Origin of the sequence: Bacillus sp. EB600 (genome assembly GCF_024494385.1) — a bacterium.
Classification (GTDB): Bacteria; Bacillota; Bacilli; order Bacillales; family Cytobacillaceae; genus JAEVLT01.
Genome location: NZ_JAEVLT010000011.1, coordinates 60199 through 83725, shown reverse-complemented (window position 1 = coordinate 83725; position 23527 = coordinate 60199). Strand labels below are relative to the sequence as shown.

22 protein-coding genes and 3 riboswitches are annotated in these 23527 nt (G+C 37.0%); of the genes, 10 read left to right on the top strand and 12 right to left on the bottom strand.

The window, feature by feature from the left end:
* The gene (locus JN080_RS13675) at window positions 1-1188 is read right to left on the bottom strand and encodes an Alp7A family actin-like protein (RefSeq protein WP_375141656.1); all 1188 of its coding nucleotides are present in this window, start codon (window positions 1186-1188) and stop codon (window positions 1-3) included.
* A 920-nt stretch (window positions 1189-2108) separates the two neighbouring features.
* Window positions 2109-2339 (bottom strand): helix-turn-helix domain-containing protein, encoded by a 231-nt coding sequence (locus JN080_RS13670; RefSeq protein WP_256236571.1) that lies wholly within the window; start codon window positions 2337-2339, stop codon window positions 2109-2111.
* Window positions 2340-2623: 284 nt separating this feature from the next.
* Between JN080_RS13670 and JN080_RS13665 the strand changes: the two genes are divergently transcribed.
* Window positions 2624-3223 (top strand): NADPH-dependent FMN reductase, encoded by a 600-nt coding sequence (locus JN080_RS13665; protein ID WP_256236570.1) that lies wholly within the window; start codon window positions 2624-2626, stop codon window positions 3221-3223.
* A gap of 147 nt (window positions 3224-3370) precedes the next feature.
* On the opposite strand, the gene JN080_RS13660 is transcribed toward JN080_RS13665, so the two are convergent.
* From JN080_RS13660 to JN080_RS13635, 6 genes are all read right to left on the bottom strand, one after another.
* Window positions 3371-4570 carry a phosphoglycerate dehydrogenase gene (locus JN080_RS13660; protein ID WP_256236569.1) on the bottom strand — a complete coding sequence of 400 codons (1200 nt, stop codon included), beginning with the start codon at window positions 4568-4570 and terminating at the stop codon, window positions 3371-3373.
* A 154-nt stretch (window positions 4571-4724) separates the two neighbouring features.
* Window positions 4725-4804: riboswitch (ZMP/ZTP riboswitch) on the bottom strand.
* A 227-nt stretch (window positions 4805-5031) separates the two neighbouring features.
* Window positions 5032-5580 carry a CcdC protein domain-containing protein gene (locus tag JN080_RS13655; protein ID WP_256236568.1) on the bottom strand — a complete coding sequence of 183 codons (549 nt, stop codon included), beginning with the start codon at window positions 5578-5580 and terminating at the stop codon, window positions 5032-5034.
* Window positions 5581-5807: 227 nt separating this feature from the next.
* Window positions 5808-6371, bottom strand: a complete 564-nt coding sequence (locus JN080_RS13650; protein ID WP_256236567.1) for a hypothetical protein — start codon at window positions 6369-6371, stop codon at window positions 5808-5810.
* A 30-nt stretch (window positions 6372-6401) separates the two neighbouring features.
* The gene (locus JN080_RS13645; protein WP_256236566.1) at window positions 6402-6611 is read right to left on the bottom strand and encodes a helix-turn-helix domain-containing protein; all 210 of its coding nucleotides are present in this window, start codon (window positions 6609-6611) and stop codon (window positions 6402-6404) included.
* A gap of 9 nt (window positions 6612-6620) precedes the next feature.
* On the bottom strand, window positions 6621-7073 hold the full coding sequence (locus tag JN080_RS13640; protein WP_256236565.1) for a DUF2975 domain-containing protein: 453 nt from the start codon (window positions 7071-7073) through the stop codon (window positions 6621-6623).
* Between the two features lie 180 nt (window positions 7074-7253).
* On the bottom strand, window positions 7254-9482 hold the full coding sequence (locus JN080_RS13635) for an MMPL family transporter (RefSeq protein WP_256236564.1): 2229 nt from the start codon (window positions 9480-9482) through the stop codon (window positions 7254-7256).
* 108 nt (window positions 9483-9590) lie between these two features.
* Between JN080_RS13635 and JN080_RS13630 the strand changes: the two genes are divergently transcribed.
* Complete coding sequence (locus tag JN080_RS13630) at window positions 9591-10223, top strand: TetR/AcrR family transcriptional regulator (protein ID WP_256236563.1); 633 nt, start codon at window positions 9591-9593, stop codon at window positions 10221-10223.
* Window positions 10224-10414: 191 nt separating this feature from the next.
* Here JN080_RS13630 and JN080_RS13625 read toward each other — a convergent pair whose 3' ends face one another.
* Window positions 10415-11614, bottom strand: coding sequence for a class I SAM-dependent rRNA methyltransferase (locus JN080_RS13625; protein WP_256236562.1), 1200 nt, complete (start codon window positions 11612-11614; stop codon window positions 10415-10417).
* Between the two features lie 345 nt (window positions 11615-11959).
* Here JN080_RS13625 and JN080_RS13620 point away from each other — a divergent pair, with 345 nt between their 5' ends.
* Together JN080_RS13620 and JN080_RS13615 are read left to right on the top strand one after the other, a co-directional pair.
* A complete protein-coding gene (locus JN080_RS13620; RefSeq protein WP_256236561.1) occupies window positions 11960-13414 on the top strand; it encodes a L,D-transpeptidase family protein in 1455 nt (484 codons plus the stop codon).
* A 234-nt stretch (window positions 13415-13648) separates the two neighbouring features.
* Window positions 13649-14656, top strand: coding sequence for a DUF3231 family protein (locus tag JN080_RS13615; RefSeq protein ID WP_256236560.1), 1008 nt, complete (start codon window positions 13649-13651; stop codon window positions 14654-14656).
* Window positions 14657-14851: 195 nt separating this feature from the next.
* On the opposite strand, the gene JN080_RS13610 is transcribed toward JN080_RS13615, so the two are convergent.
* The gene (locus JN080_RS13610; RefSeq protein WP_256236559.1) at window positions 14852-16252 is read right to left on the bottom strand and encodes an MFS transporter; all 1401 of its coding nucleotides are present in this window, start codon (window positions 16250-16252) and stop codon (window positions 14852-14854) included.
* 123 nt (window positions 16253-16375) lie between these two features.
* A riboswitch (glycine riboswitch) is annotated at window positions 16376-16456 on the bottom strand.
* Window positions 16457-16460: 4 nt separating this feature from the next.
* Window positions 16461-16563, bottom strand: a riboswitch (glycine riboswitch).
* Between the two features lie 326 nt (window positions 16564-16889).
* Here JN080_RS13610 and JN080_RS13605 point away from each other — a divergent pair.
* The 4 genes from JN080_RS13605 to JN080_RS13590 all read left to right on the top strand — a co-directional run bounded on the left by JN080_RS13605 (window position 16890) and on the right by JN080_RS13590 (window position 18934).
* A complete protein-coding gene (locus tag JN080_RS13605) occupies window positions 16890-17288 on the top strand; it encodes an ATP-binding cassette domain-containing protein (RefSeq protein ID WP_256236558.1) in 399 nt (132 codons plus the stop codon).
* A complete protein-coding gene (locus JN080_RS13600) occupies window positions 17281-17592 on the top strand; it encodes a M20/M25/M40 family metallo-hydrolase (RefSeq protein WP_256236557.1) in 312 nt (103 codons plus the stop codon). The genes JN080_RS13605 and JN080_RS13600 overlap by 8 nt, the downstream gene beginning before the upstream one ends.
* A gap of 165 nt (window positions 17593-17757) precedes the next feature.
* Window positions 17758-18555 carry an AIM24 family protein gene (locus JN080_RS13595; protein WP_256236556.1) on the top strand — a complete coding sequence of 266 codons (798 nt, stop codon included), beginning with the start codon at window positions 17758-17760 and terminating at the stop codon, window positions 18553-18555.
* A gap of 220 nt (window positions 18556-18775) precedes the next feature.
* Complete coding sequence (locus tag JN080_RS13590) at window positions 18776-18934, top strand: TetR-like C-terminal domain-containing protein (protein ID WP_309144678.1); 159 nt, start codon at window positions 18776-18778, stop codon at window positions 18932-18934.
* 80 nt (window positions 18935-19014) lie between these two features.
* On the opposite strand, the gene JN080_RS13585 is transcribed toward JN080_RS13590, so the two are convergent.
* Together JN080_RS13585 and JN080_RS13580 are read right to left on the bottom strand one after the other, a co-directional pair.
* Window positions 19015-21102, bottom strand: a complete 2088-nt coding sequence (locus tag JN080_RS13585) for a GAF domain-containing protein (protein WP_256236555.1) — start codon at window positions 21100-21102, stop codon at window positions 19015-19017.
* A gap of 256 nt (window positions 21103-21358) precedes the next feature.
* On the bottom strand, window positions 21359-22321 hold the full coding sequence (locus JN080_RS13580) for a helix-turn-helix transcriptional regulator (protein ID WP_256236554.1): 963 nt from the start codon (window positions 22319-22321) through the stop codon (window positions 21359-21361).
* A gap of 110 nt (window positions 22322-22431) precedes the next feature.
* Here JN080_RS13580 and JN080_RS13575 point away from each other — a divergent pair, with 110 nt between their 5' ends.
* Together JN080_RS13575 and JN080_RS13570 are read left to right on the top strand one after the other, a co-directional pair.
* Window positions 22432-22914 (top strand): GyrI-like domain-containing protein, encoded by a 483-nt coding sequence (locus tag JN080_RS13575; protein ID WP_256236553.1) that lies wholly within the window; start codon window positions 22432-22434, stop codon window positions 22912-22914.
* Window positions 22915-22936: 22 nt separating this feature from the next.
* Window positions 22937-23401, top strand: a complete 465-nt coding sequence (locus JN080_RS13570) for a phage tail protein (protein WP_256236552.1) — start codon at window positions 22937-22939, stop codon at window positions 23399-23401.
* Window positions 23402-23527: the final 126 nt, after the last annotated feature.

The window sequence follows — 23527 nt, the reverse complement described above, 5'->3', positions numbered from 1 at the left end:
TTAGTTTTTTACAGCAGGCTTTTTATCTTGATCTACTTTTTGCTCCTTTTGCTTGTCTGTTTTTCTAATAAAATCTTTGATTAGCTTATAATAAGCATTCGCCATCATCCAAATGCTTTCTTTTTCATCCTCAAAAAAGTCAATATTATAACCTTCTAAATTATTATTCAGTGTTTTAAGATAATCCTTCAATACGTTGGCTCCGCCTCCAACAAAGTAGCAAATTTCCGTCTGAGAGTTCTTCTGCCAAACATTTCGTAATAAACGATATTGTTTTTTTGCCAAATCTAATAGAATTCGATCTGTAATATCGTGAACGCTTGTCCTGCTCCCTTTAACCATAATATGGTTGCGGTCATGTTTTTTCGTCAAGATTTCGACTACATCCCGTCGGCTGTCCAATTCCACACCATGCTTTATTCTAATTTCTTCCCTAATGGCCTCTAATGCTTCTGATACCCCAAGATTGAATCCCTGTGCCTTATCGTCATCAACATTGCGATTCTTAATAACCGCGATATCCGTCGATAATCCGCCAATATCTTGAATAAGGATTCTTTTATCGATTAGTTCCTTGTTAATAATGTTTAAATTATGATCCATCACTAGGTTAATGTAAGCTGCAAACCCTTCCGGATATACCTTTACTTCATCAAATTTTATATTCACCTTTAAGCCTTGGTACTTTGGTGTAACCAGAAATTCAACTTGATGAACAGAACCAAGTAATTTTGAGCGGTAGCCGGCATCTTTACCTTCCTTTACTTCACGAAGGGGGAGGCCAGTGCCTAGCGTATAATGAGCATCAATGATATTTCCTGACCGTTTAAATAGAGTTACGTTTTGTTCTCTTACAGCGTCTAAAGCTATTGTCGTAAATAGCATAACTAATGTTTGATCTTCTTCTGATTTACTGCTGCCTGGATCCAATTCCATACCATTATTGCTTTTTGTTGCTAAATTGCCTACACGATAGATGACATTATTCTCTTTCAATGCAGGAGAGTGGACCTTTATATGAATTCCATCTAATGGGTTTTTACTGTTTAATTCTTCTATTCCGATAATTGGCCGATCCTCTGTATCCCTTGCAACAATATTGGGGATATTCAGTTCGTATTCTAAATTCCCAAAAATGGCCTTAACAGCGTCATTTCCAACATCAATTGCAGCGATTCTATTACTCATTACCATCATCCTTTTTCTATTATTTTTAATGTGTTTATGTATCTTGTAAGTATAACATAAGATTATAAGAGATTCAGATAACCTTCAATGAAACATCATGAAAAGTAATCAAAGTGTAATCTTGTAAACAATTTGTAAACTTATTCCTGTTTGTAAACATTTTGTTTACTTATATGACAAATCTGTATACTTCCTTTGCTACAAACTCGTGTACACAATTGTAAACATGTATACAAATACGTACACGATCGCAAACAAATAGTAAACATGTTTACATTTATGTATACAAGCAATACAAACTTAATTTAACCATGTTTTTTCACTTGGAAATTCAAAAGCTTTGGTTGATAAAGTCCTAGTTATTGGGGGACATCAGCGGTCAATAAAACTAACCCGCAATAACCCTCCATAAAAATAAAAAATAAATTCCTGTATTCAAATTATAAACCTGTATGAATGAAAGTCACTCATACACTTTTTATTAAATGGATGTGTACATATGTGTAAATAAGTAAACATATCGGTAAACATATGAAATCAAATAGTAAACAAGTTTACATTTAAGTCTACAATTAAAGCAACCTTAACTTTACCATGTTCCGGACTGTTTTTTTATTAGTGATACTTCAAAATTCTTATAGAAAGTCATGTATACTGTAACGTAAACAAGTAAACAAATTTGTACACAAATGTAAACAATAAGGTAAACGTGTTTTCATAATTGTAAACAACAAGAAGCCAGAAGGATCGTGTTATCCATCTGCTTCATGCTAGTTATATATACTTCAATTAACTTCGAACACGTTAACACACTCTTACAATAAGAAAAGCACATCTCATTTAGGACGAGTGTGCTTTTCTTATTTACCCTTTAGATAAAAAAAGTAGATGAGACGATTCTCACCATTACCAATAGCTATTTATTGGTAATCCTCTTTGTTCTGTTTAGTAATACCAATTTCATTAATTAAAATCTCTATATCTACATTTAAGTATTCAGAAATTTTTTTCAATACTTCGATTGAAGGGTTTTGTTGAAGACCCCTTTCTAGGTTAGACAAATACGATTTAGATATTCCCGACTGTTTGGCAAACTGGGTTAATGAAATCCCTTTTTCTATCCTTTGTTCCCTAATTCGTTTACCCAACATAAAAGCCCTCCCTCCATAAACAACTACCCTCTAACTATTCATTATACAGTACTTACACGTTCCTTATAAAGTACGTTTTAATAAAAAGCCTACTTATTCAAAGATGAAACATTAAAATAGTGGTTGTAACTCTGTATCACATTTTCTGAAATTTAATCAAAAGAAATATGAATAATTGTTGACAGTATAAATTTAATAGATTACAATTGGTTTGAATTAAAAATATTTTATATCAAGACAATTAGTTGGGTTCAATCTCAAAATAACTATAGGTGGTAGAAGAAATGGGTCTTATAGATAAGTTATTTGGCAGTTCAAACAAGGAGGAAGAAACAATGGCAAACGAAAAATTAAATATTGGTATTATCTTAGGAAGCACACGTCAAGGACGCGTTAGCCCACAGGTAGGCAAATGGGTAAAGGAAATCGCTGACAAACGCGGCGATGCAAACTATGAAATCGTTGATATTGCAGATTTCAATTTACCATTTGTATTTACAACTGATGGCTCAGAACCAGGAATCGCAGCTTGGGGAGAAAAAATTAATTCTTTAGATGGATTTGTATTTATTGTTCAAGAATACAATCACAGCATTACAGGTGCATTAAAGAATGCTCTTGATTCAGCACAAGCACAATGGAACAATAAAGCAGCAGGGATCGTAAGCTATGGTTCAACAGGTGGAGCTCGTGCAGCTGAACACTTACGTGGAATCTTAGGAGAATTACTAGTTGCTGACGTTCGCGTACATCCAACATTATCATTATTCACAGATTTTGAAAACGGAGCTGATTTCAAACCAGCTGAATTACATCTTACGAATGTAAATGCAATGTTAGATCAAGTGATCGCTTGGAGCGGCGTATTAAAAACATTGCGTTAATACTATTGGCGAAAACAATAAAGGGAGATACTCGTGTCTTCCTTTTTTTTCTGCCCTAAAAACACACAAGCTTCAAAAAAAAACGTCCCAAGATTTTCATTTTGGGACATCCTATTACTCATATATTTAATTTTCTCAAACTGCTTATTAAATAACTCGAACTGTTACAATGTCTGCAATTTGATTGATTTTTTCCACTAAGCCAGGAATAACCTCGCCGTTTACTTTGTCTTCAATGTCAATCATTGTATAAGCGAATTCTCCACGGCTTCTGTTAACCATGTCAGCAATGTTCAAATTATAGCTAGATATCGCAGAAGTGATCTGCCCAACCATATTTGGAACATTTTTATGGAAAGCTGCTACACGGCGTCTTCCTGTATATTCTAGGAAAGCATTTGGAAAGTTCACTGAGTTTTTGATGTTTCCTGTTTCAAGAAAATCCTTCAATTGGCGAGCAGCCATAATCGCACAGTTTTCCTCTGATTCTTCTGTAGAAGCACCAAGATGAGGAATTGGAACGACATTTTTCATTTTCAATACATTTTCATTCGGGAAGTCTGTAATGTACTTACCAACTTTTCCGCTTTCAAGTGCAGCTTCCATATCCTGTTCATTTACAAGTTCGCCGCGAGAGAAATTCAAAATATGAACGCCGTCTTTCACGTTTGCAAAAGCTTCTGCGTTGAACATCCCTTTTGTGCTGTCCATGTACGGAACGTGGACAGTAATAAAATCAGCGTTAGCAAATAACTCTTCAATTGTCATCGCACGCTTTACTGTACGAGATAAATTCCAAGCCGTATCAACAGAGATAAATGGGTCAAATCCGATAACATCCATGTCCAATTCAAGAGCGTCATTTGCTACACGTGCGCCGATTGCTCCCAAACCAATAACTCCCAAGGTTTTTCCCTTAATTTCTTTTCCAACGAATTGTTTCTTTCCTGCTTCAACAAGCTTTGGAATCTGTTCTCCTTTACCGTCTAACGCTTTTGCCCAAGACACACCTTCAAAAAGGTTACGGGAAGAGGCCATTAAACAAGTTAGAACAAGTTCTTTAACAGCGTTCGCATTTGCTCCTGGCGTATTGAAAACAACGATGCCTTGCTCTGTGCATTTGTTAACTGGAATATTATTAACACCAGCACCGGCACGTGCGATAGCCTTTAAATTTTTGTCGAATTCCAAGGTATTCATGTTAAAGCTGCGAACCATGATAGCATCAGGGTTTTCACTGTTATTGTCGATCTTATAATCATCGGTATTAAATACATTTAGGCCTGTTTCTGCAATGTTGTTTAATGTCTTTATTGTTTTTACTTTGTCTGCAGTTACTGTGCTCATTTTGGTTTCTCCTTTTTATATAGTTATAGTTTTTTAAAATTCTGTGCTGAACCCTACTATTGACTAAACCTTCTAAACCGGGGTAAAACAAGCGAGCTCCTCGTTTCTTACCTATCCCCTCCTATTATAAAGAAAGAGGTAAGGACTGCTTCCCTACCTCTGCCCAGGCGAACGGCTATTCGACACTATATGCTCCCTCACGGTTATCCGCGTTCGCCAGTCACATACAGCCTTTTGATTTATTTCATTTTACCAAATTTTCTATCAATATTCAACTAGAAGATACTTTTTTACCAACTATTTTGTTGAGTTATGTCGATTTCGATTCTTTCAGACTACTTATCTTTCAACATATCTCATTATTAAATGTACGACCTCCTGGTTGTACTGTTCCCCTTTGAAATAACAAATATGGTACGTTAGTGCGTTTAATTACTTTTCCTACAGTGAGGCTGAAAATATTAGTCGGTGGTTTTTTTCTCTGTCTGCAAAAATTGTTTCTGTTTTCGCAGTAAGATCGTATTGTACACAGCATAATAAGCAAACATAATCAGCATGAGTCCTGCTGTCCATGAATTACCTACAGTGTTACTTAAATTTTGCACACCACTTGTTTGTCCTTGCTGTAAACCTTCTAGTGTCCCCCCTGTAAATACTCCATAAAAGCGGTAGAAAAACCGGCCAAGGAAAATGACGGTAACAATACTGCCAATCAAAGTGTTCGGGCGGTAATAAAAACGCCCGTCCCGGCTTTCGATGCTCGTTGTATTTGAACCATAATAAGCAAGGGTAATGCCAATTAGTATTCCGACAATATCTGAAATCAAGCTGATAGGGTGGAAAACTCCCCCAGCAAGAAAGATCAGTCCAACAATCAAGAATAACACGGTTCTAAACAGAAGATTTCCTTGATTCAACTGCTGCCAGCCTATATTGCGACGGACACGCCTATAAATACTAAATAGAATAAGAGCGATGATAATGATCATTGTATAAGAATTCTGATTCATGGATATTCCTTCCTCCTTTTATATTGATCAGCGACTGTGGTATTCGGTTCCCTATAAAATAGTATTAAATAATCATATTCTTGATGTTTATAATTTACCTCTTTCCTTTTTATATATCGACTAACTTAGGATAGAATTATAAAAAAAAAGTCTCTATCCATGGATAGATGACAATTTAATAAATATCACGCGAATTAGTTGAAGGTGGTTGTTAAAAGGATTTCGATTCAACTCTGCTTTAAGTATTTTTTTACAAATGAGTAAACAATCACGAGAGCAATGGTTGAAAATAGCAGGCAGGCTGCCCATGCTAATAAAACTAATTTTCCTATCGCATCGATTAGGTTCTCCGTTTCATGCAAGGAACGTCCAGCAACAATATAACCATTGTCATATTTTAAAACAACTGTGGCAAAACGAAGCCCATTTTGCGGCTGCCATGTTACTCTTTCCTCACCATTTCTAGCTGTGTTTGCTAATACACCTATAGGATAGGATGGCTTACTGCCATTTATCATTCCAGAACTAGCCTGCAGATTCTTGTTATGGTCATAGATCATCACAAAGGTATCCATGCTTTTTGATAAATCTACTGTGTCACCTTGAACAATAGAGGCGGGGTTTTTCCCATTTTGAAGTTTCAATGCAGTATCTACTGCCAATTGTGCAGGCTGCTCATTTGCCCCAAGCCGCAATGCTTGTTGTGTTACGAGATACGTAAGCGAACAGGCAAAAGTAATCACAAACATGATAATGATCCAATACATAAACATTTTCTTTGCAATTATCATAAGTTTATCCCTTACTTTCTATTAATTAATTTATTCATCAGCTTTATATTCTAAGATGTCACCAGGTTGACATTCCAGTGCTCTGCATATTGCATCCAATGTTGAAAAGCGTATGGCCTTTGCTTTATTTGTTTTCAAAATGGATAAATTCGGAAGCGTAATCCCTACCTTTTCAGCCAACTTTGAGGCACTCATTTTTCGCTTCGCCAGCATAACATCAACATTTACTACGATAGCCATCATTTCACCTCAAATTGTAAGATCATTTTCCTCTTTAATCGCGATAGCCAGCTTAATAAGTTGAGATAAAATTAAGCTTACTAGCCCAATCATAAAAGCGGCAACCATCAAGGTCAGTGAAAACAAATTCCTCAAAAGAATAAAGGTTCCTATGGTATAGAGAAGAAAATCAAAAAATGCACAGATACTAATGACATTTAGCAATTTTGCACTGCTTACCGAAAAAACCTCGTTCTGTAAGACGTTTTTGCATAACTTTTTTACCATAACAAGTAGAATGAAAAATGGAATTGCCGTCAAATATAAGAATATTTTTAACGAAAATGTGTTTGATCCTTGAACTCCTGCTATCTCGATGTATTTATCAACTACTAGCGGAAGCGTAAAAAATGTAATCACCACTAACACTAAAAAGATCGTCACCAGCACGTTCAAAAGCTTAGCCAAAAAATTGGTTTCCATTTGATCAACTCCTGAAATTTAGTACAAAACCATCATACATTCACTTTTACCTATTTTCAATAAGTATTTATTGATTTACGATAAATACTTATCTTTTATTATAAAATGTTGGCTTTTGCGCTGTGTTTCTTAAATGAAAAAAGGGCAGTTCCCTGGAATAGGGACCGCCCTCGAAAAATTCTATAAACCAGCCTGACCTTTTGAACCTTCCTCATCCTTTTTCCACAGTTTTCCCGGCCAAAAGGCATAGCGTCCAAGTACCGTTGTTAATGCAGGAACCAATAAGGGACGAACCACAAAGGTGTCGAGGAGGACTCCAATGGCCGTTACGATTCCAAACTGTAACAGCACTTGAATCGGCAGTGTCGCTAATACGGCAAATGTACCAGCTAAGATTAGGCCGGCAGAGGTAATGACACTGCTCGTTTCACTAACGCCATTCGCAATTGCCTGGCGGTGCGGCTGAGTCCGTTTATTTTTCCATATACTTGAGATCATGAATATATTGTAATCCTCACCAAGAGCGACTAAGAAAACAAAGGAATATAACGGTATTAAGCCTGAAATCGCCGGCATATCCAATCCATAATGAATCAGCAGCCAGCCTGCACCTAATGCAGCTACATAGGATAGTAAAACGGTGATAATCAGATAGACCATCGCAACAATTGAACGTAAATACACCAGCAATAGTGCCGCAATAATTGCAATGACAACTGGAACAATCACCTTCATATCGCGGTCAGTTGTTTGTTCTGTATAATAGAGCTTTGATGTTTCCCCGCCAATCCAATAATGGCTGTCAGGCTTGATCCCTGATTCTGTTAAACAGTCGGACACCTGTTTATTTATCGCCGGAATATTATCTACTAATTTTGAATCGTACGGATTACCTTTTAAAATAACATTAAAGGATAGATAGTCTTCATTTTTTCCTTTTATTGGATCCTCGACATGATCAACGAAAGAAAGGCTGCTTACCTGCTCTTTTAACTGAAGATCTTTTCCCTCTGTATTAACAATTACCTGAACGGGAGCTAAGTCACCAGGTGAAAAATGATCGGCCATCAATTGAAAACCTTCTCGGGAAGGCATATCCTTTGGAAATGAATCAAGTAAATTTTGCGTATAGTGAATCTTGGGAGAAAACAGTGCGAGTCCGCCTAATACCACAATGCTCAATACAATAACTGTCCATGGCTTTCCAACAACAAGGTTTCCTAGCCTTTTACTAAATTTGCCATGGGCAACATGTCTACGAACTTTCTTCCCTTTCTTCGCCTCCAAAGCAACTATCATTTCTTCTGTTCTCGGAATAAACGGGAAAAAGGAAGCTCTGCCGAAAATGGCCAGCAATGCCGGAAGTAATGTTAAGGCCGTGATACCCATAATCAGAATAGCTAAACCAAATGGAACCGCAAACCGCTGGAAAGAACCAAAATGAGCCAATAGAAGTGTACATAAGCTTAAAACAACAGTAATGGCACTGACAAGGATTGCACCGCCGGAATGTCTGATTGCCATCTGAAGAGCCTTGAATTTATCAGATTCCTCGAGTAAACATTCCCTGTACTTTGATACTAAAAATAGGCAATAGTCGGTTCCCGCTCCGAATAATAATACGGTCATAATCGAAGTCGCCTGCGAATCGACTATGATAATACCTTCCTTAGCCAGCAGCCCGAGGATAGGCCCGGCCAGGCCGTTTGCAAATCCTACTCCAATCAGCGGTACAATCGCAAGAATGGGTGATCGGTAAAGAAGAATCAACAAGATTAACACGATTAGGACTGTCGAAATTAATAATGTGACATCCGCTTTGCCAAACAGGGCCGTTGCATCTGTTGCAATCGCAGCCGGACCAGTAAAGCGGACATGTAAGCCCGCGTCACTAAGCTTTTTTTCAAAGATAGCCTTTGACTCCTGTTTTTCCATATAGCTTTTTAACCCAGCCAGATTGACTGTTAATTCATCGGTACTGGCATTTTTATTCATAAAAATAGGTGTTACAATGGCTGTACCATCTTTTGAAGCGGAGGCTTTCAAAGCTTGGGCTGGCACATTCCCAATTGGCGGAATAAAGTTCTGCGCTGATAATGGCTTGGTATCTAAATGCTTATACAGCCCAGTGGCCAATTGGTAATCTTGATCCGTCAGGCCGCCGTCACGGTACCAAACAAGGAGCAATGGTGTTCCTGTGTTATTTGGGTACTGCTCTTTTGCCACTTGGACAGCTTGTTCAGACATGACATTCTTTGGTAAATTGGCAGCTCCATTATCCAAAACTTTATTAACGTTTGGAAAAACGGAAGAAAGAACACCAACCAATATGACCCATATGGCCAATGTTACCCATCTTCCTTTCCGACTTGAGACGGCCTCAACCAAATGAATAAAAGAATTTTTCATCACTATGCCTCATTTCCCAAGGAATTGTATTTCTGTAACATTTTTTATAAAATTAATTATATATACTGGTTAGTTAATTATCAAAACATTTATTTCAGGAGGGCAAAAATGGAAAATTCAAATCGCAGTCGGTCCCCTGGCAGACCAAAAGCAGTAAAAGATGACAAACCTACAAAAGAAGTCATCTTACATACAGCTACATTCCTCTTTTTACAAAATGGCTTTCAAAAGGTTTCAGTAGACGAAATCGCGAAAGAAGCTGGCATGACAAAAGCAACCGTGTATTACTACTTTGAAACAAAGGCAGAACTCTTTAAAGAAGCGATGGTCGCGTTAATGGGGCGGATAAAGGAGCAGATTAACCTGTTGTTAAGTTCAGACAAACCTTTATATGAACGCCTTTTGGATGTGGCAATCGCACATTTACAGTCAACAGCAAGTCTGGATTTAGAAGGATTTATGCGGGAGTCTCGAACAGTCCTTACAAATGATCAGGTCCGAGAAATGAAACTAGCTGAGGAAAATATGTTTGTCAGTATTGAACAAGCATTCCTGGAAGCGATCGAAAATGGGGAAATCCCCAAAGTCCATGCCAAATTTGCGGCTCATTCCTATATTGCCTTAGCCCAAGTGGGAAATTACAAACAGACGGATGGCGCCTCATTTTTTTCTACCATTGAAGAAACTGCGGATAATATCTTGACTGTTTTCTGGAGAGGCTTTTTTGGAGATTTACTTTAAAGAAGGAAAGGAAGAAGATTTCTGTAAAAAACATCTAAACATAAACAGTGGGGACAAGCCTGTGTGCTGTCCGATCGTTTTATGTTGAAATCCATTTACAGTTCCACGTGAAACTTCTAAAATGGAGTTTGTTACGATAGACTCGTTTTGAACTACTCGTCACTAAGTACCGAGTAGTTCAAACATTTATCCTAGCTATTAACCATCCTAATAAATACAACTTTAAGATAGTTGCCTTCCTTATATTGCTTACTTGTTCTAAAGTCTTGTGGTAACGAAAATTCCTCTTCAATGCGATATTTCTTGTTGCTTTCCTTACATGCTGCATCAATGAACCCTTTGAACTTTTTCATATCAAACGTAGCGCAATTGGTTGACGCCACTATTACACCATTCTTCTCAGTAATCGCGATTGCTTCCTTCAGAAGGTTTTTATAATCCTTCGCTGCACTGAAGGTATACTTCTTTGACCTTGCAAAACTTGGAGGATCAAGAATGACCATATCAAATGTTAGCTTTTTCCTACCTGCATATTTAAAATAGTGAAACACATCTTCAACAATAATATCATGCGCTTCATGATCAATTCCGTTCACACTGAACTGCTCAATCGTCTTGTGCAAACTACGATTAGCGAGGTCAACACTCGTTGTTTTTACAGCTCCGCCTAACGCTGCAAAAATAGAAAATGCCCCGGTATAAGAAAACGTATTTAATACTGTCTTTCCTTTGGCATACTTATCACGAATCGTTCTCCTCACATCGCGCTGATCGAGAAAAACCCCAACCATTGCCTCTTCATTTAAGTATACGGCGAAATTAACCCCATTTTCTTTCACTATAATCGGGAACTGTCCTCTTTCACCATCAACAAATCCATCTTCTTCAATATATTTTCCCTCTGCACTAAAGCGCTTCTTCTGGTAAACTGCTTTATAATCAACTAGATTCTTTAGTGAAGCAAGTACATAGTCGTAATACTTATAAATCCCTTTACTGTACCAATTGATTAAGTAATAGCCATCAAAGTAATCAATTGTTAAGCCACCGATTCCATCACCTTCCGCATTAAATATTCGAAAGGCTGTAGTTTCTTGATCTTTAAAAAAAGATTGTCTTTTGTCTATTGCAGCTTTAATCTTCCTTTCAAAAAACAATTGGTCGATTTCTTCATCTTCATTATGTGTGAGCACCCAGCCATATCCTTTGTTTTGCTTACCATAATAACCTTTTCCTATAAATTTATTATCTTGGTCAACAAGGTTAATGAGCTCACCCTCTTCAGTTAAGGCATTTATGCTGTTAATCACTTCTTTCAGTATTAGGGGATAACCCCCCTTATACTTAGTAACGAATGTTGAGTTTACCTTTACTTTCACTTCTGATCCCATTTTCTCAATCCTTTTTTTAGAAATAATCTATCCTATCTATTTTTACATATGTAGATAAAATTTCAAAATAACTCTTTGCTGCCTTCAAACTAAAGGGGACGGTTCTTTTGTTCCCCCCGGGGAACAAAAGAACCGTCCCTGCACTTCCCCTAAATTTTAGCGTCTCATGTAGAATTAAAAAAATTTGATAACCTTCTATACAAATTATGACAAATTTCACACAGTACAATTAGTAGAATGATATTATAATGTAAGAAAAAGGTAAACAAATTGAAAAGGTTTGGAAACAAAATTTGGGTTTAACTTCGACAGATATTGATGGCAGGGTAACTAGGTGCGGAGGGAATGTATATGAAAAGTACAGTAAATGCAGTAGTTGAAGAAGTTAAGAAGGAACGGGACGACTCACCAAAACGGTTTAGCAATAGGAAATTCACGATAATCCTCATTCTCATTATTATTGGACTTCTATTTGCAGGAATTAGCTATTTTCAAGCAACTCGGTTTAATAAGCATATCACGATTAATGATACAAATGTCGGTGGACTGACTGCTGATCAAGCAATGAAAAAATTAGAATCCTCTATATCAAAAAATGAGGTCTATCTCGGACAAGAAAGAATACTGGATGGTAAAGATACAAAGATGGGATTTACAAATGAAGATCTCCCTAGTGTCAAGAAATTATTAAAAAGACAATGGACATTTTTTCCTTCCCCAAAAACAAAGACTTTTTCTTTGATGCCTAGCAAAAGAAACCAGGATCGCAGCCAAACAATCAAACAGCAAGTAGAGGAAAAGCTCACATTAATGAATAAGAGCTTAAAAGCCCCCCAAGATGCGGAGGCCCACTTGGAACAGGGGAAAATTATCGTTTCCAAAAGCATTAGTGGGGAGCAGTATGATGTCGCAAGTTTACTAAAGGATTTCCAAAAGCAGGAATACAATAGCGAAATTCGCCTGAATCCCCAATTCATACAACCTTTAAAAGAGGATAGCTCGATTGTAAAAAATGAAGAAAAGATGCTGCAAACTCTTCTTCTGCAAACCGTTGATTATACGGTACAGGACAAAGTTTATACTTTAAAAGCCAGCGATTTAATTAAAAATGCATCTGTATCAAAGGAAATGAAGGTTACAATTGATGCTGGCGATATTAAGAACAAGATTGCTGAAATTAATGGCTCTCAATCAACATTAAATAAAAATTTTACATTTAAAACCCACTCAGGTTCGGTCATATCGGTAAAAGGAGAAGGCTATGGCTGGGCACTAAATGTTGAAAAGGAAACAGCACGGATTCAGGAAGCTTTTGAAAAAGGGGAGAAATCGATCCCTGCTTCTGCAGTTTACGGAAATGGCTGGAGCAATGAAGGCATTGGCTATGAAACTACGGCAAACAATGGCATTGGAGACACGTATGCCGAAGTATCCATTGCAGAACAACGTATTTGGATTTACAAAAATGGACAATTAGCACTCACAACGAATGTCGTTACCGGCAGACATAACACCAATGAGGATACGCATCCAGGAGTGTGGTATATCCTTTATAAAAAATCACCTTCCATACTAAGGGGAACCTCAGTTGGCCATGGAGGAGCATATGCAGTTCCAGTAAATTATTGGGCTCCATTTACAAACGATGGTCAAGGCTTCCACGATGCCAGCTGGCGAACAAACTGGGCAAATACTGCCTATATTGCAGCAGGATCAGGCGGATGCGTCAACACCCCGCCAAGTGTTATGAAAACCGTGTATGACAATCTCAGCACATACGAACCGGTTGTCATTTATTAAGAAATAGCATTCTATTATTGGTCACTCTATTTGTACCAAAAACAGGCAGGAAATCGATCCGATTTCCTGCTTCTTCATTTTAACTGTCAATGATTACTGCTTTTTTCTCCAGAGGAGGACAACATTATTGATTTTCCAAACGAGAAATCCCTTTACCTTCATACTTAATTTGCTTATACCAATTTGAATAAATATCAATTTCCGAGTGACAATAATTAGGAAGGAGTGGATAAAATGGCTCATACAAAAGGCACTATGCCTTTCGTAGAATTAACGGCAAATGAAGTATCGAACCTATGGTCTTCCTATTTAAAGAGCAGTATGGAACAAAGACTGTTTGAATATTTTTTTGCAAGCACAGAAGATAGCTCAATAAAACAAGTAATAGAAACGATGTTAACTCAATCTCAAAAAAATATAAATGAACTTAAGGAGATTTTTATCAAAGAAAATCTTACAATTCCTCTTGGTTTTACCCATGAAGATGTAAGGACTGACGTACCCAAAGTATTTTCCGATACGTTTATTTTGTATTTTTGTTTTGATCTAACACACCTTTCGTTTAGTACATATCCAATTGCATTATCAGATTGCACGAGAAAAGATGTTCGAGATCATTTTCAAGTAAACATTGCATTTTCTGTAAAAGTTCAGAATGAAATTGTAGACTTAATGTTATCACAAGGAATATATTTGAAACCTCCACAAGTAGCGATAGATAGTGAGGTCGAATTTGCTGACAACTTCATGTATCTTAATGGCTTTTTTGGTGGTTCAAGACCTTTAAATGCCCCTGAAATCGCTAATGTATCAAGGATTATACATAGGGCACAGTTTTCAAAAATGGTTTTTGTAACTTTTAGTAAATTGGCCCAAACAAAAGAGCTAAAACAACATTTTGGTAAAGGTAGAGATGGGATCGAAAAAATATTAGATTCACTTCAAGAAGTTCTTGAGAAAGAAAATATTCCGATCTCAGCATCAGGGGACTATCAAATTTCCGATGGAGAGATGTCTCCGTTTTCCGATAAGTTAATGTTGTTTTTTGTGAATACCTGTTTGGGAATATTCTGTTTTGCCATGGTAGGCCAGGCTATGACTTCCAGTTTAAGAACCGATATCGTTTTTAAATTAGGTAATATTTCAGACGATATGAAGAAGTATTATGGATTAGGTTTACTTTTAGCAATAAAAGAAAAATGGTTTGAACAACCTCCTCAAGCAGTAGATAGAAAAGTGTAGTTAGCGATGAGATTAAGGGTAAGATCAAGTGGACGGTTCTTCTCTTGCATTTTTCCTTAGTGACGTAAGAACCGTCCCCATTCATTCCAATTTTACAGAAAAAAAGGTATAATTCCCTCAATTTATGAGGTATTATACCTTTTTTAGATTGACTAAGTTAAAGCTTTATTGATTTTAATGCCACAGAGCAGGTTATTAACTTGCCTTCCTCTCGTTTATCGATTCCGGGACACGTGATTTTGGAATCGCCGTTACTATAGCCAGTAAAGCCAGGCCGGCAAAAATAATATTTACCACCAACCCAGTACTTGCAGCCACTTCCATACTTCCGATCTTTTCAACTACACTATAAACAGCAACAGATATTGCCAAACCAAAAGAGCCGCCAAGTGTACTAGTCATTTTATAAATACCTGCTGCCTCTCCTGCCTTCGCTGCCGGAACATTATCTATTGCTGTATCTGTAGATGGTGTCGCATAAAGACCTAGTCCAATTCCATACACTGTAAAACCAATAACAACAACAATCGAATACATTAGATTTGGTAAGAATGTTAAGGTCATTAATGAAATCCCGGATATTACCAAAATGCAAGCTATGATCATCGGCTTTCTTGGACCATGTCTTTGTAATAATTTTTCACCAACACGAATCATCGATAATACGCAAACTAAATAGCCAAGCGATAATAACCCAGATTGAAAAGAACTGAATCCTCTTGCTACTTGGACATACGTATTCGCAACAATGAGTGCTCCAGCTACAGCATTTAGTAAAAAGTTTGACACAGCAGCGCCAGTAAAATAATTATTTTTAAATAAAGAAAGATCGATAAATCCGTTAGATTTTCCCGTTACAATTTTAAAAAATACCCCACCGCCAATGACCGCAACAGCCATTAACGTTAACGAAATAGGACTTGTCCAACCGAAGTCCCCTCCACGTGTAATAACAGTTTCTAAGGCAAGCATCACAAGGGCAAAGACAACTAAGCCAGCATAATCAAATTTTGATGACTTGATTTGTTTTGCTTTGCTCTCTGGTATTTCTTTAATCAAGAACCAAGATAACAAAGTGAAAATGATGGAAAAAATGAAGATCCAACGCCATCCCAAATATGTAGCAATTAAACCCCCGGCAAACGAACAAATCCCCCCGCCACCCCAAGATCCAAAAGACCAGAAGCTTAAGGCTCTTTGGCGATCAGCACCGTCAAAATAGGTTTTCACCAAAGCAAGCGTCGCAGGCATAATACATGCTGCCGAGAGGCCTTGAATCACACGCCCAATAATTAAGAGAGCCGTATCATGTGCAAAGATGAGACAAAGTGAACCAATGATATTTAATAGTAAACCAATATTCGTAATTTTTTTGCGCCCAATTCGATCAGATATTCCTCCAGCTGCTACAACAAACATGCCACAAAATAAACCAGTTAAACTAATTGCTGTATTCAAAAGCCCTAATGAAATTCCCATATCTTTTTGAACTTCCGGTATTACATTTATTAGTGACTGTGCGAATAGCCAATAAGTAAGAACCCCTAATACAATCCCTGTTATCATTCTGTTATTACCTTTATAGCTTGTTTCCATGGTAAACCTCCCCTTTTGGTTAACGATCCATTAAACTAACTATGTGTTTTCTTAGATGATACTCTCATGAATTGCAGGCACAGCAAAAAAGACAGTGAAAAAAGTGTGTTTTTCTCTGCCCTTCTCTGTCCTTTTACCTGAGAGTTTAGCTCAATGGAGCCATTCCCCTTTGGTGACGTAGGTATTCATACGCTCTCTCCAGAGGTTGTGTCCAGTTGCAGTTTCTTCTACCTGAGAGATTCGCTCCAAGGGTCTTATTGGAGTTTGCTCCTTCGGCGGCTTATAAATAAACACTCTCCTGCAACCTTCACTCACATATATTTTTATATTTTTAAGAATAATCTCAAATGTTATCCCTGTCAATCAAAAATTTAAGCGCTTTCAAAATTTATTATTCATACTCACTAGTGTAAATTAATTTCAACTATGTATATAGGAATAATATTTTCCAATAGTTAGGAAACTAGTAATATAATAAAATCACCTTGCATTTTCCCAATTATTTCAATAAAATAAATTCTATCAGAATACTTTATCATACTAAATAAATAAAGTACTAAAGTTATATCTACTTACTCTTAACAACCATTATGTCTTATATTGTAGGGAGAATTGAGAAAAAAGTAGGTGTATACGAATGATTTCATGTATAAGTATAACAAAGAAATTTAATAACCTAGAAGTTTTAAAAGGCATAGATTTAGACATTGCTCCCAGTGAGGTCGTTGTCATTATTGGACCAAGCGGCTCAGGGAAAAGTACGTTTCTTCGCTGCATGAATTATTTAGATGCGGCTGATTTCGAAACAATCACTATTAATGGTAAAGTAGTAGAGTCGAAAGAGTCTTCATTAAATAAACTTCGTCAGGAAATCGGCATGGTTTTTCAGCAATTCAATTTATTTCCTCATATGACAGTGATCGAAAATATTATCGAAGCACCAGTTTTACTAAAAAAAATGACCAAAGATCAGGCAAAGAAAAAAGGTTCAGAGCTTCTTAAAAAAGTAGGACTTGAAGAAAAGGCAAATGAGTAAAGTATTTAAAAAGATTGTTACCAATACGGTAACAGCACTCGGCGGGGAAATTGAAATTGATTATCAATTTTTAATTCCAGCCGTCGTAAATGATGCGAGAGTTACAGAAATTGTTCGCTCCGTAGCTGTAACAGTAGTTGGGGAGGAAAATACCCTTCTGACTGATTCAACCATGGGCGGTGAGGATTTTTCCTACTATCAAAAAGAAATACCCGGATGCTACGTATGGCTAGGTTCAAGAAATGAAGAAAAAGGCATCATCCAGAATTTATGGTCGACGAAGAAGCCATCAAGGTCGGTGTAAAATGGATGGTCCAATCTGCCTTTCAATTATTGCAGTAACATGACGCAGACACTTTGTCCAAGAGAACTGAAAGGTCCATGAAAAGTCAAAAAGAAGCTAACGGCCTTTTTTGTCTTGAAAACTCAGCTAAAATTACTCAAAATAAAATAAAAAGGGGAAATTGCCATGTCTGAGGCATATCAAGTAGTTAGTTTCGTTGAAAATCAACATATCAAAATTGAGGTTTTAGAATATCAAAATTTAGGCGGGAATGATAATTTTTCCGTTGCTGAAAAGCTATTTTTCGCGCAAAAGTCAAATATTAAATTGAGACAAGTTAGGATTACACTTAAAAACGGCTCCCTTACTGCCGAATCTGGTGCACTGCAGTTTATGAAAGGGAGTATTACGCTAAAAGGTTTAGGAGGAACTGGTGCAAAAGGTTTTTTAAAAGGATTAGCCTCCAGTGTTTTAACTAATGAATCCGCAATTAAACCACAATACCAAGGCAGTGGGATTATTTACCTTGAACCAAGTTTTAAACACTTTATGATAGTAGAACTTACCAACGAAGAAATCATTGCAGATAAGGGTCTATTTTATTGCTGTGAATCCAGCGTTTCTGTTTCTGCACAGGCAATGAAAAATGTTTCCTCGGCCATTGTTGGCGGTGAAGGATTATTTCAAACAAAAGTATCCGGAAGCGGATTTTGCGTATTTGAAATTCCCGTTCCAGAGGATGAACTTGTGGAGTTTGAGCTTCAAAATGAAATGGTACAAGTAGACGGGAATTTCACTCTTTTCCGACTTGGTAACATTGATTTTACCGTTGAAAAATCAACAAAAAGCATTTTCGGTTCTGTTGCATCCGGCGAAGGCCTGCTTCAAACATTTAGAGGTACAGGAAAAGTTATTATTGCACCGACATTACCAGTTTATGAAAAGTTGAGCCTTGCTTTTAATCCTGCACAATCATCAAAATAAATTGATGTAGCTTGAAAATAACAGTGCCTTTGTCACTCCCGAATAATGTCGATGGATTTGACAAAATACGGGGAGTGACTAGGCACATGTTTCAAGCTTCTTGAAGGTAAGAAGGATTTCATTCCCTAAGTCTTCAATATTGACATAGACCCTCGACCCTTTAAGGATATATTTTCCTATATTTACTTTTTCAACTCCAGTAGTTCCTTGAAAGGAATTAATAATAATCAAAGCCAACACGGATTATTTTAAACGTTATACTGCCTATGAGTTTTACGGACTACTTCTGAATTGGATTACAAATGACCTCAAAGAATCTCAAGAGGAATTTATCCATGAAGTAATTGATTTAACGAGAACCCATATATACACGCTTTAGTTTGTTGGAAAATAATGTAACACAAAAACTATTCAACTGATAATTATTTAGAGATGAATAAATTTGCTCACTTCCTTGTTTTAAAAATTAAATTTAACAAAAAAAGTAGTGCCTTTTGGTCCTGTTTGAATTTCAATTTTTGCATTATGACGGGCAGCGATTGCATAACATACACCTAATCCCAAGCCAGTACCATTATCTTTGGTTGTAAAGAATGGAGTACCTAATTTTTCTAATACCTCAGGCTTAATCCCTTTTCCCTGATCACGCACTGCAAGAACCACACAATCATCATCTTTGTAGGTTCTTATCGTTAGGACCTTCTCTTGGTTCATCGCTTCTAAGCCGTTACGGTATAGGTTTATTAACAATTGCCGTATCTCATTACGATTTAAAAGTAATTTTGGGATCGTCTTAGTATCAACTTGAATAAGTTTATTTTGATTAGTTGCATCAATCGTAATTAAAGGTGTAATATCACGAATAATTGAATTTAAATCTAACATCTGTAAATCGGATGTCCTTGTATTACCCATTGAGAGAAATTCCGTAATAATAGAATTCGCACGGTCAAGTTCTTCGACCATTAAATTTATGTAATGTCTGTATTTCGCAAGTTCATCCTTTTCGTTTAATAATTGCAAAAATCCCCGTACTGTTGTCAATGGGTTTCTTATTTCATGACTGATACCTGCAGCCATTTGCCCTATTAAATCTAGGCTTGATAACCTATTCAATTCCTTCTCATATTTCTTTTTTTCTGATATATTCTTAAAAAGACAACAGATACCCTCATCATACGGGTAAGCAACTACTTCGTGCCAATAATCGCCATAGGCTGAGTAGGTTTCGAAATGGACGGGAATTCGCTCTATCATCGACCGATGAAACTCTTTATACATGGCTGTATCAACTGCTTTCGGGAAGATGTCCCATATATTCTTGCCTAACACATCTTTTGCTGTTTTCTTTTGAGGTAAATATTGATGTTGATTTACGTAATCAAACTCCCATTCTTTGTTTAAAGCAAAGAATCCATCCGTAATACTTTCAATAACACTAGTAGCTTTATCATTAGCAGAAGCTAGTTCCCTTGTCCGCTCTGCCACCATTTTTTCAAGTTGGTTCATATATAGCAAGGTTGATAACGTAGAGGCCGTGGCATCAACTATAGATTGTGCCAGCTGAATTTGCGATTCCGAGTTTATAAGGAATTTTTCTTTCAAATTGACAACAGATATTACTCCTAAAACCTCGCCCATTGAAACGATTGGAATCATAAATAGACCTTTAATACCAAAATTGCGACAAACATCATGGTTTAGTCTTTCGTCTGCAAATACATCTGTGATAAGGATCGCTTTTTTTGTTTTGCTAACTTCTTGAATCAGGACGTCATTACTTTGGTCAATTTTTATCTTTTTATGTGTCTCCATCCAGTCCTCTTCTGCCCAGTCACTTTCCTTACTTACCTTTGCGCTTTTAAATCTATTATCGTTTAAAGGATCAAGTAAGCGGACGCCAATATTATTGTTATCCAAGACCTTTCCTAAGTAGAGAAAACATTTATCGAGACTTTCCTCTAGTGAGGAACACAGAGATAGTTCACGTGTAACATCAAGTAACAACTGCTTCTCGGCAATAAGGTTTTCCTTGTTTTTTAAATTATTTGCGTTTTGGATTGCGACTGCTGCCATATTTACGTAAGCTTCAACACTTTGAATTTCTGGCTCTGTTAAGTTCATTGGAGTTCCATGATCAAATAAAAAAACTAGACCAAATAGCTCTTGCTCAAATGATATGGGCAGTCCTAATATGGATTTAATTTTAAAGGCTTCAACTGATTGCGGATACGGTCGATTATCCTTAGAGGTATCGGGGATGTAGATGGTCTTTTTTGTTGCAATAACTTCCCTGGCCAGCATGTCTTCTTTAGGATCAATTACCTGTGTTTCGATCGTCATACCACTCATAATTTCCGGTTTCCCCGCAAAACCTCTGAAAGTTCCATCTTCATTGGGTAAAAGAATACCAACAGCATCACATTGAACTATTTCTTCGGAGATTGCTCTTGTTACATGCTGCAATAATTCACGCAGTTCTAACTTTGTATTTATTATTTTTGTTATATCCGCAAGCCGAGAATATCTTATCTGTTCTCTAAACATTCATACGGTCTCCAATCATATGCATAATAAATCGATATAGTTGTCAGTTAAAAATCAAGTACTCCATACTTTCACTTCATTCAAGTATTCTTTTCTACTTCTTATTTTACACAGATTGCATTGAATTTAATATGAAGAACAAACAATTTTGTGAAGATACAGACTTTTAAAAATATAATTTTCTTAAATTACTTGAACAAAAACTTCTATCCTTTTGGGCAAGCTCAAAATTTTTTTGGGTTTTAACTTGCACTACTTAGGGGCAGTATAAGCGTAATCTCTCTTGTAAACCTTCTAAAACTTCATCTGGCATTTCCCTGACCTTGATATCCCCACCTAAGAAAAGCAGCCAATTTGTTATTTCGGTCAATTCTTCGAGATTATTAACATTGATAAAAGTCTTTAGAATGGCTATGGTTTGGTAAGGATTCGTATAGGAAATTGATACTTTTAAAGGATGGTATTTTTTGAACTGGGCAATCGCTTTTGGACCGAGTTCAAGGACAAGGTTGATTACTTCTTCCTGCTTATTTAGTTTTTCTAAAATCTCTTTCCTACTTACTCTTTTTTTCGTCGGGAAGGGTTTGACATTGATAAGATGGTCAACAGGAAGAATCCTCTTCCTTTCTTCCTTTAAGTCAAAGCCTTCAATCAGCCAAAGGCTTTTTTCATGATAAAGGTGCAAGAGATAAATTGGATAAGACTTTATTACCTTCTTTTCTTCGATGGTAATCAATAAATAGCGATCCAAAAGAAGGATTTGGATGAGTTTTTCTAACATGGGATGGGGGAGGTCTGAAAGATCAAGCAGGTCGGGATTTTTGGGGTTGGTCCCTTCAAAAAGCAAGATTTGATTTAAAAGAACAATGTCATCCTGCTGGTTCTCTGAGATGAGGCCTAGTAATTTTTCAGCTAAAGACTGACGACTCTTTAGATAGGGGAGTTGTTGATTTCTTGTGGCCATAAAGGCAATAAAAAGAGCTTTGACCTCATTATCGGTAAAGCGAACAACGGGAAGGACAGAGTTGGGCATTACAAAATAACCCCCATCCCTTCCAACTTCAGCGACAAGAGGCATCCCCATGGCCTCAATTTCGCTGATATCTCTAATAGCCGTCGAACGAGAGATGTTAAATTCTCGCATGATTTCAGAAATTGTAAAGTGGGCGCGGTTGTTGATATACCGCATGATGATATTAATCCGCTCAACTTTTTTCATCGGGACTCCTAAACAGTATCATTTTTTGACATGATTTAAGGCTATGATATACCCATCAAGTGAAGAAGACAAGTCATTTGATTACTATAAAAAAGAGGATGGTTTTGAATATGGCAGAGTATACACTAGAAGAAAAAGACAGCTTTATCGTTATAGGTTTGGGAACTGAGCTTAAAAGCCATTACACAGACTTTACTGGCTTAAACAAGGAAAAGTCGGATTTTTGGCAGGCTGTCAGCCAGGATGGAAGGCTTGACACTTTAAAAGCCATGGCCGTAAATGAATATATTTTTGCCGTGAACGAAGCGGTGAATAACAAGATGATGCATTATGCTGGTGTCATGGCAGAGGAATCGGCGGCACCAGAAGAAGCCAGAGTGATCCAATTTCCTAAGGGGGAATACCTGATTGTTAAAGGGGAAGGGAATACGGCTGAAGAATTAAATAATAAGCTTACTGGCATTGCCTTTGGCCAAGTCTTGCCGGAAGCAAAGAATTATTCCTATGTTGGCGGACCAAATGCAGCGGTTGAGATGGGGCAGCGAAACGGCTTAGTTTTTGGTGAAATGTGGATTCCTGTTGCTAAGAAATAAAGAGATAAAAGGAGGGACGGAAATGTCCTATATCGTTGATTTTAAAAATGTGTCTACGGTTGGGTTAGAGTCTTCACCTGTAGTAGAAGCGCTTGCTGGTTTACGTGCGAATGAAGCCCGTTACTTTATGAACAAATACAAGCATGAGTTTACGGTTGTACCGGCTAGTGAGTCCTGTGAGACCCTTGATTATGTGAACCGAATTTTGAAGGAAGAACGTGATATTGAGTTTGCGGCCAAACCTTTAGAAACGTCGCGTTTTCAAGTGGAAAATATCAAAATAGCCTACGTCTTTTATGAGGATGGTCTTTCGGTCAACGTCATGTATACGGTTGATGACACTAAGAAGAGGGCCGTTGGTTTTAAGCTTTCTGAGGGGATGGAGGTACCAAAGGAGTTAGAAGGGAAGTTTAAGTTTGCTAGACAGAAGTCTAAACTAGCTGGAACAATTCGGGGCTCGTATTTTGTCATTAAAGGAGAATATTAGAGTAAGACAAAAGCGCAAGTGGAGGAATCCAGCCATTTTTTGTATTTGGTCATTTTTTTCATTTGGATATGAAAATCCTGATTGAACAAAAAAATTAAATTTAATGCAAGAGCAAAAACAAGCATT

Bases quoted from the DNA above. Each gene is read 5' to 3' on its own strand.
- JN080_RS13675 (WP_375141656.1), bottom strand. From the start codon at position 1,188: ATGAGTAATAGAATCGCTGCAATTGATGTTGGAAATGACGCTGTTAAG.
- JN080_RS13670 (WP_256236571.1), bottom strand. From the start codon at position 2,339: ATGTTGGGTAAACGAATTAGGGAACAAAGGATAGAAAAAGGGATTTCA.
- JN080_RS13665 (WP_256236570.1), top strand. From the start codon at position 2,624: ATGGGTCTTATAGATAAGTTATTTGGCAGTTCAAACAAGGAGGAAGAA.
- JN080_RS13660 (WP_256236569.1), bottom strand. From the start codon at position 4,570: ATGAGCACAGTAACTGCAGACAAAGTAAAAACAATAAAGACATTAAAC.
- JN080_RS13655 (WP_256236568.1), bottom strand. From the start codon at position 5,580: ATGAATCAGAATTCTTATACAATGATCATTATCATCGCTCTTATTCTA.
- JN080_RS13650 (WP_256236567.1), bottom strand. From the start codon at position 6,371: ATGATAATTGCAAAGAAAATGTTTATGTATTGGATCATTATCATGTTT.
- JN080_RS13645 (WP_256236566.1), bottom strand. From the start codon at position 6,611: ATGGCTATCGTAGTAAATGTTGATGTTATGCTGGCGAAGCGAAAAATG.
- JN080_RS13640 (WP_256236565.1), bottom strand. From the start codon at position 7,073: ATGGAAACCAATTTTTTGGCTAAGCTTTTGAACGTGCTGGTGACGATC.
- JN080_RS13635 (WP_256236564.1), bottom strand. From the start codon at position 9,482: ATGAAAAATTCTTTTATTCATTTGGTTGAGGCCGTCTCAAGTCGGAAA.
- JN080_RS13630 (WP_256236563.1), top strand. From the start codon at position 9,591: ATGGAAAATTCAAATCGCAGTCGGTCCCCTGGCAGACCAAAAGCAGTA.
- JN080_RS13625 (WP_256236562.1), bottom strand. From the start codon at position 11,614: ATGGGATCAGAAGTGAAAGTAAAGGTAAACTCAACATTCGTTACTAAG.
- JN080_RS13620 (WP_256236561.1), top strand. From the start codon at position 11,960: ATGTATATGAAAAGTACAGTAAATGCAGTAGTTGAAGAAGTTAAGAAG.
- JN080_RS13615 (WP_256236560.1), top strand. From the start codon at position 13,649: ATGGCTCATACAAAAGGCACTATGCCTTTCGTAGAATTAACGGCAAAT.
- JN080_RS13610 (WP_256236559.1), bottom strand. From the start codon at position 16,252: ATGGAAACAAGCTATAAAGGTAATAACAGAATGATAACAGGGATTGTA.
- JN080_RS13605 (WP_256236558.1), top strand. From the start codon at position 16,890: ATGATTTCATGTATAAGTATAACAAAGAAATTTAATAACCTAGAAGTT.
- JN080_RS13600 (WP_256236557.1), top strand. From the start codon at position 17,281: ATGAGTAAAGTATTTAAAAAGATTGTTACCAATACGGTAACAGCACTC.
- JN080_RS13595 (WP_256236556.1), top strand. From the start codon at position 17,758: ATGTCTGAGGCATATCAAGTAGTTAGTTTCGTTGAAAATCAACATATC.
- JN080_RS13585 (WP_256236555.1), bottom strand. From the start codon at position 21,102: ATGTTTAGAGAACAGATAAGATATTCTCGGCTTGCGGATATAACAAAA.
- JN080_RS13580 (WP_256236554.1), bottom strand. From the start codon at position 22,321: ATGAAAAAAGTTGAGCGGATTAATATCATCATGCGGTATATCAACAAC.
- JN080_RS13575 (WP_256236553.1), top strand. From the start codon at position 22,432: ATGGCAGAGTATACACTAGAAGAAAAAGACAGCTTTATCGTTATAGGT.
- JN080_RS13570 (WP_256236552.1), top strand. From the start codon at position 22,937: ATGTCCTATATCGTTGATTTTAAAAATGTGTCTACGGTTGGGTTAGAG.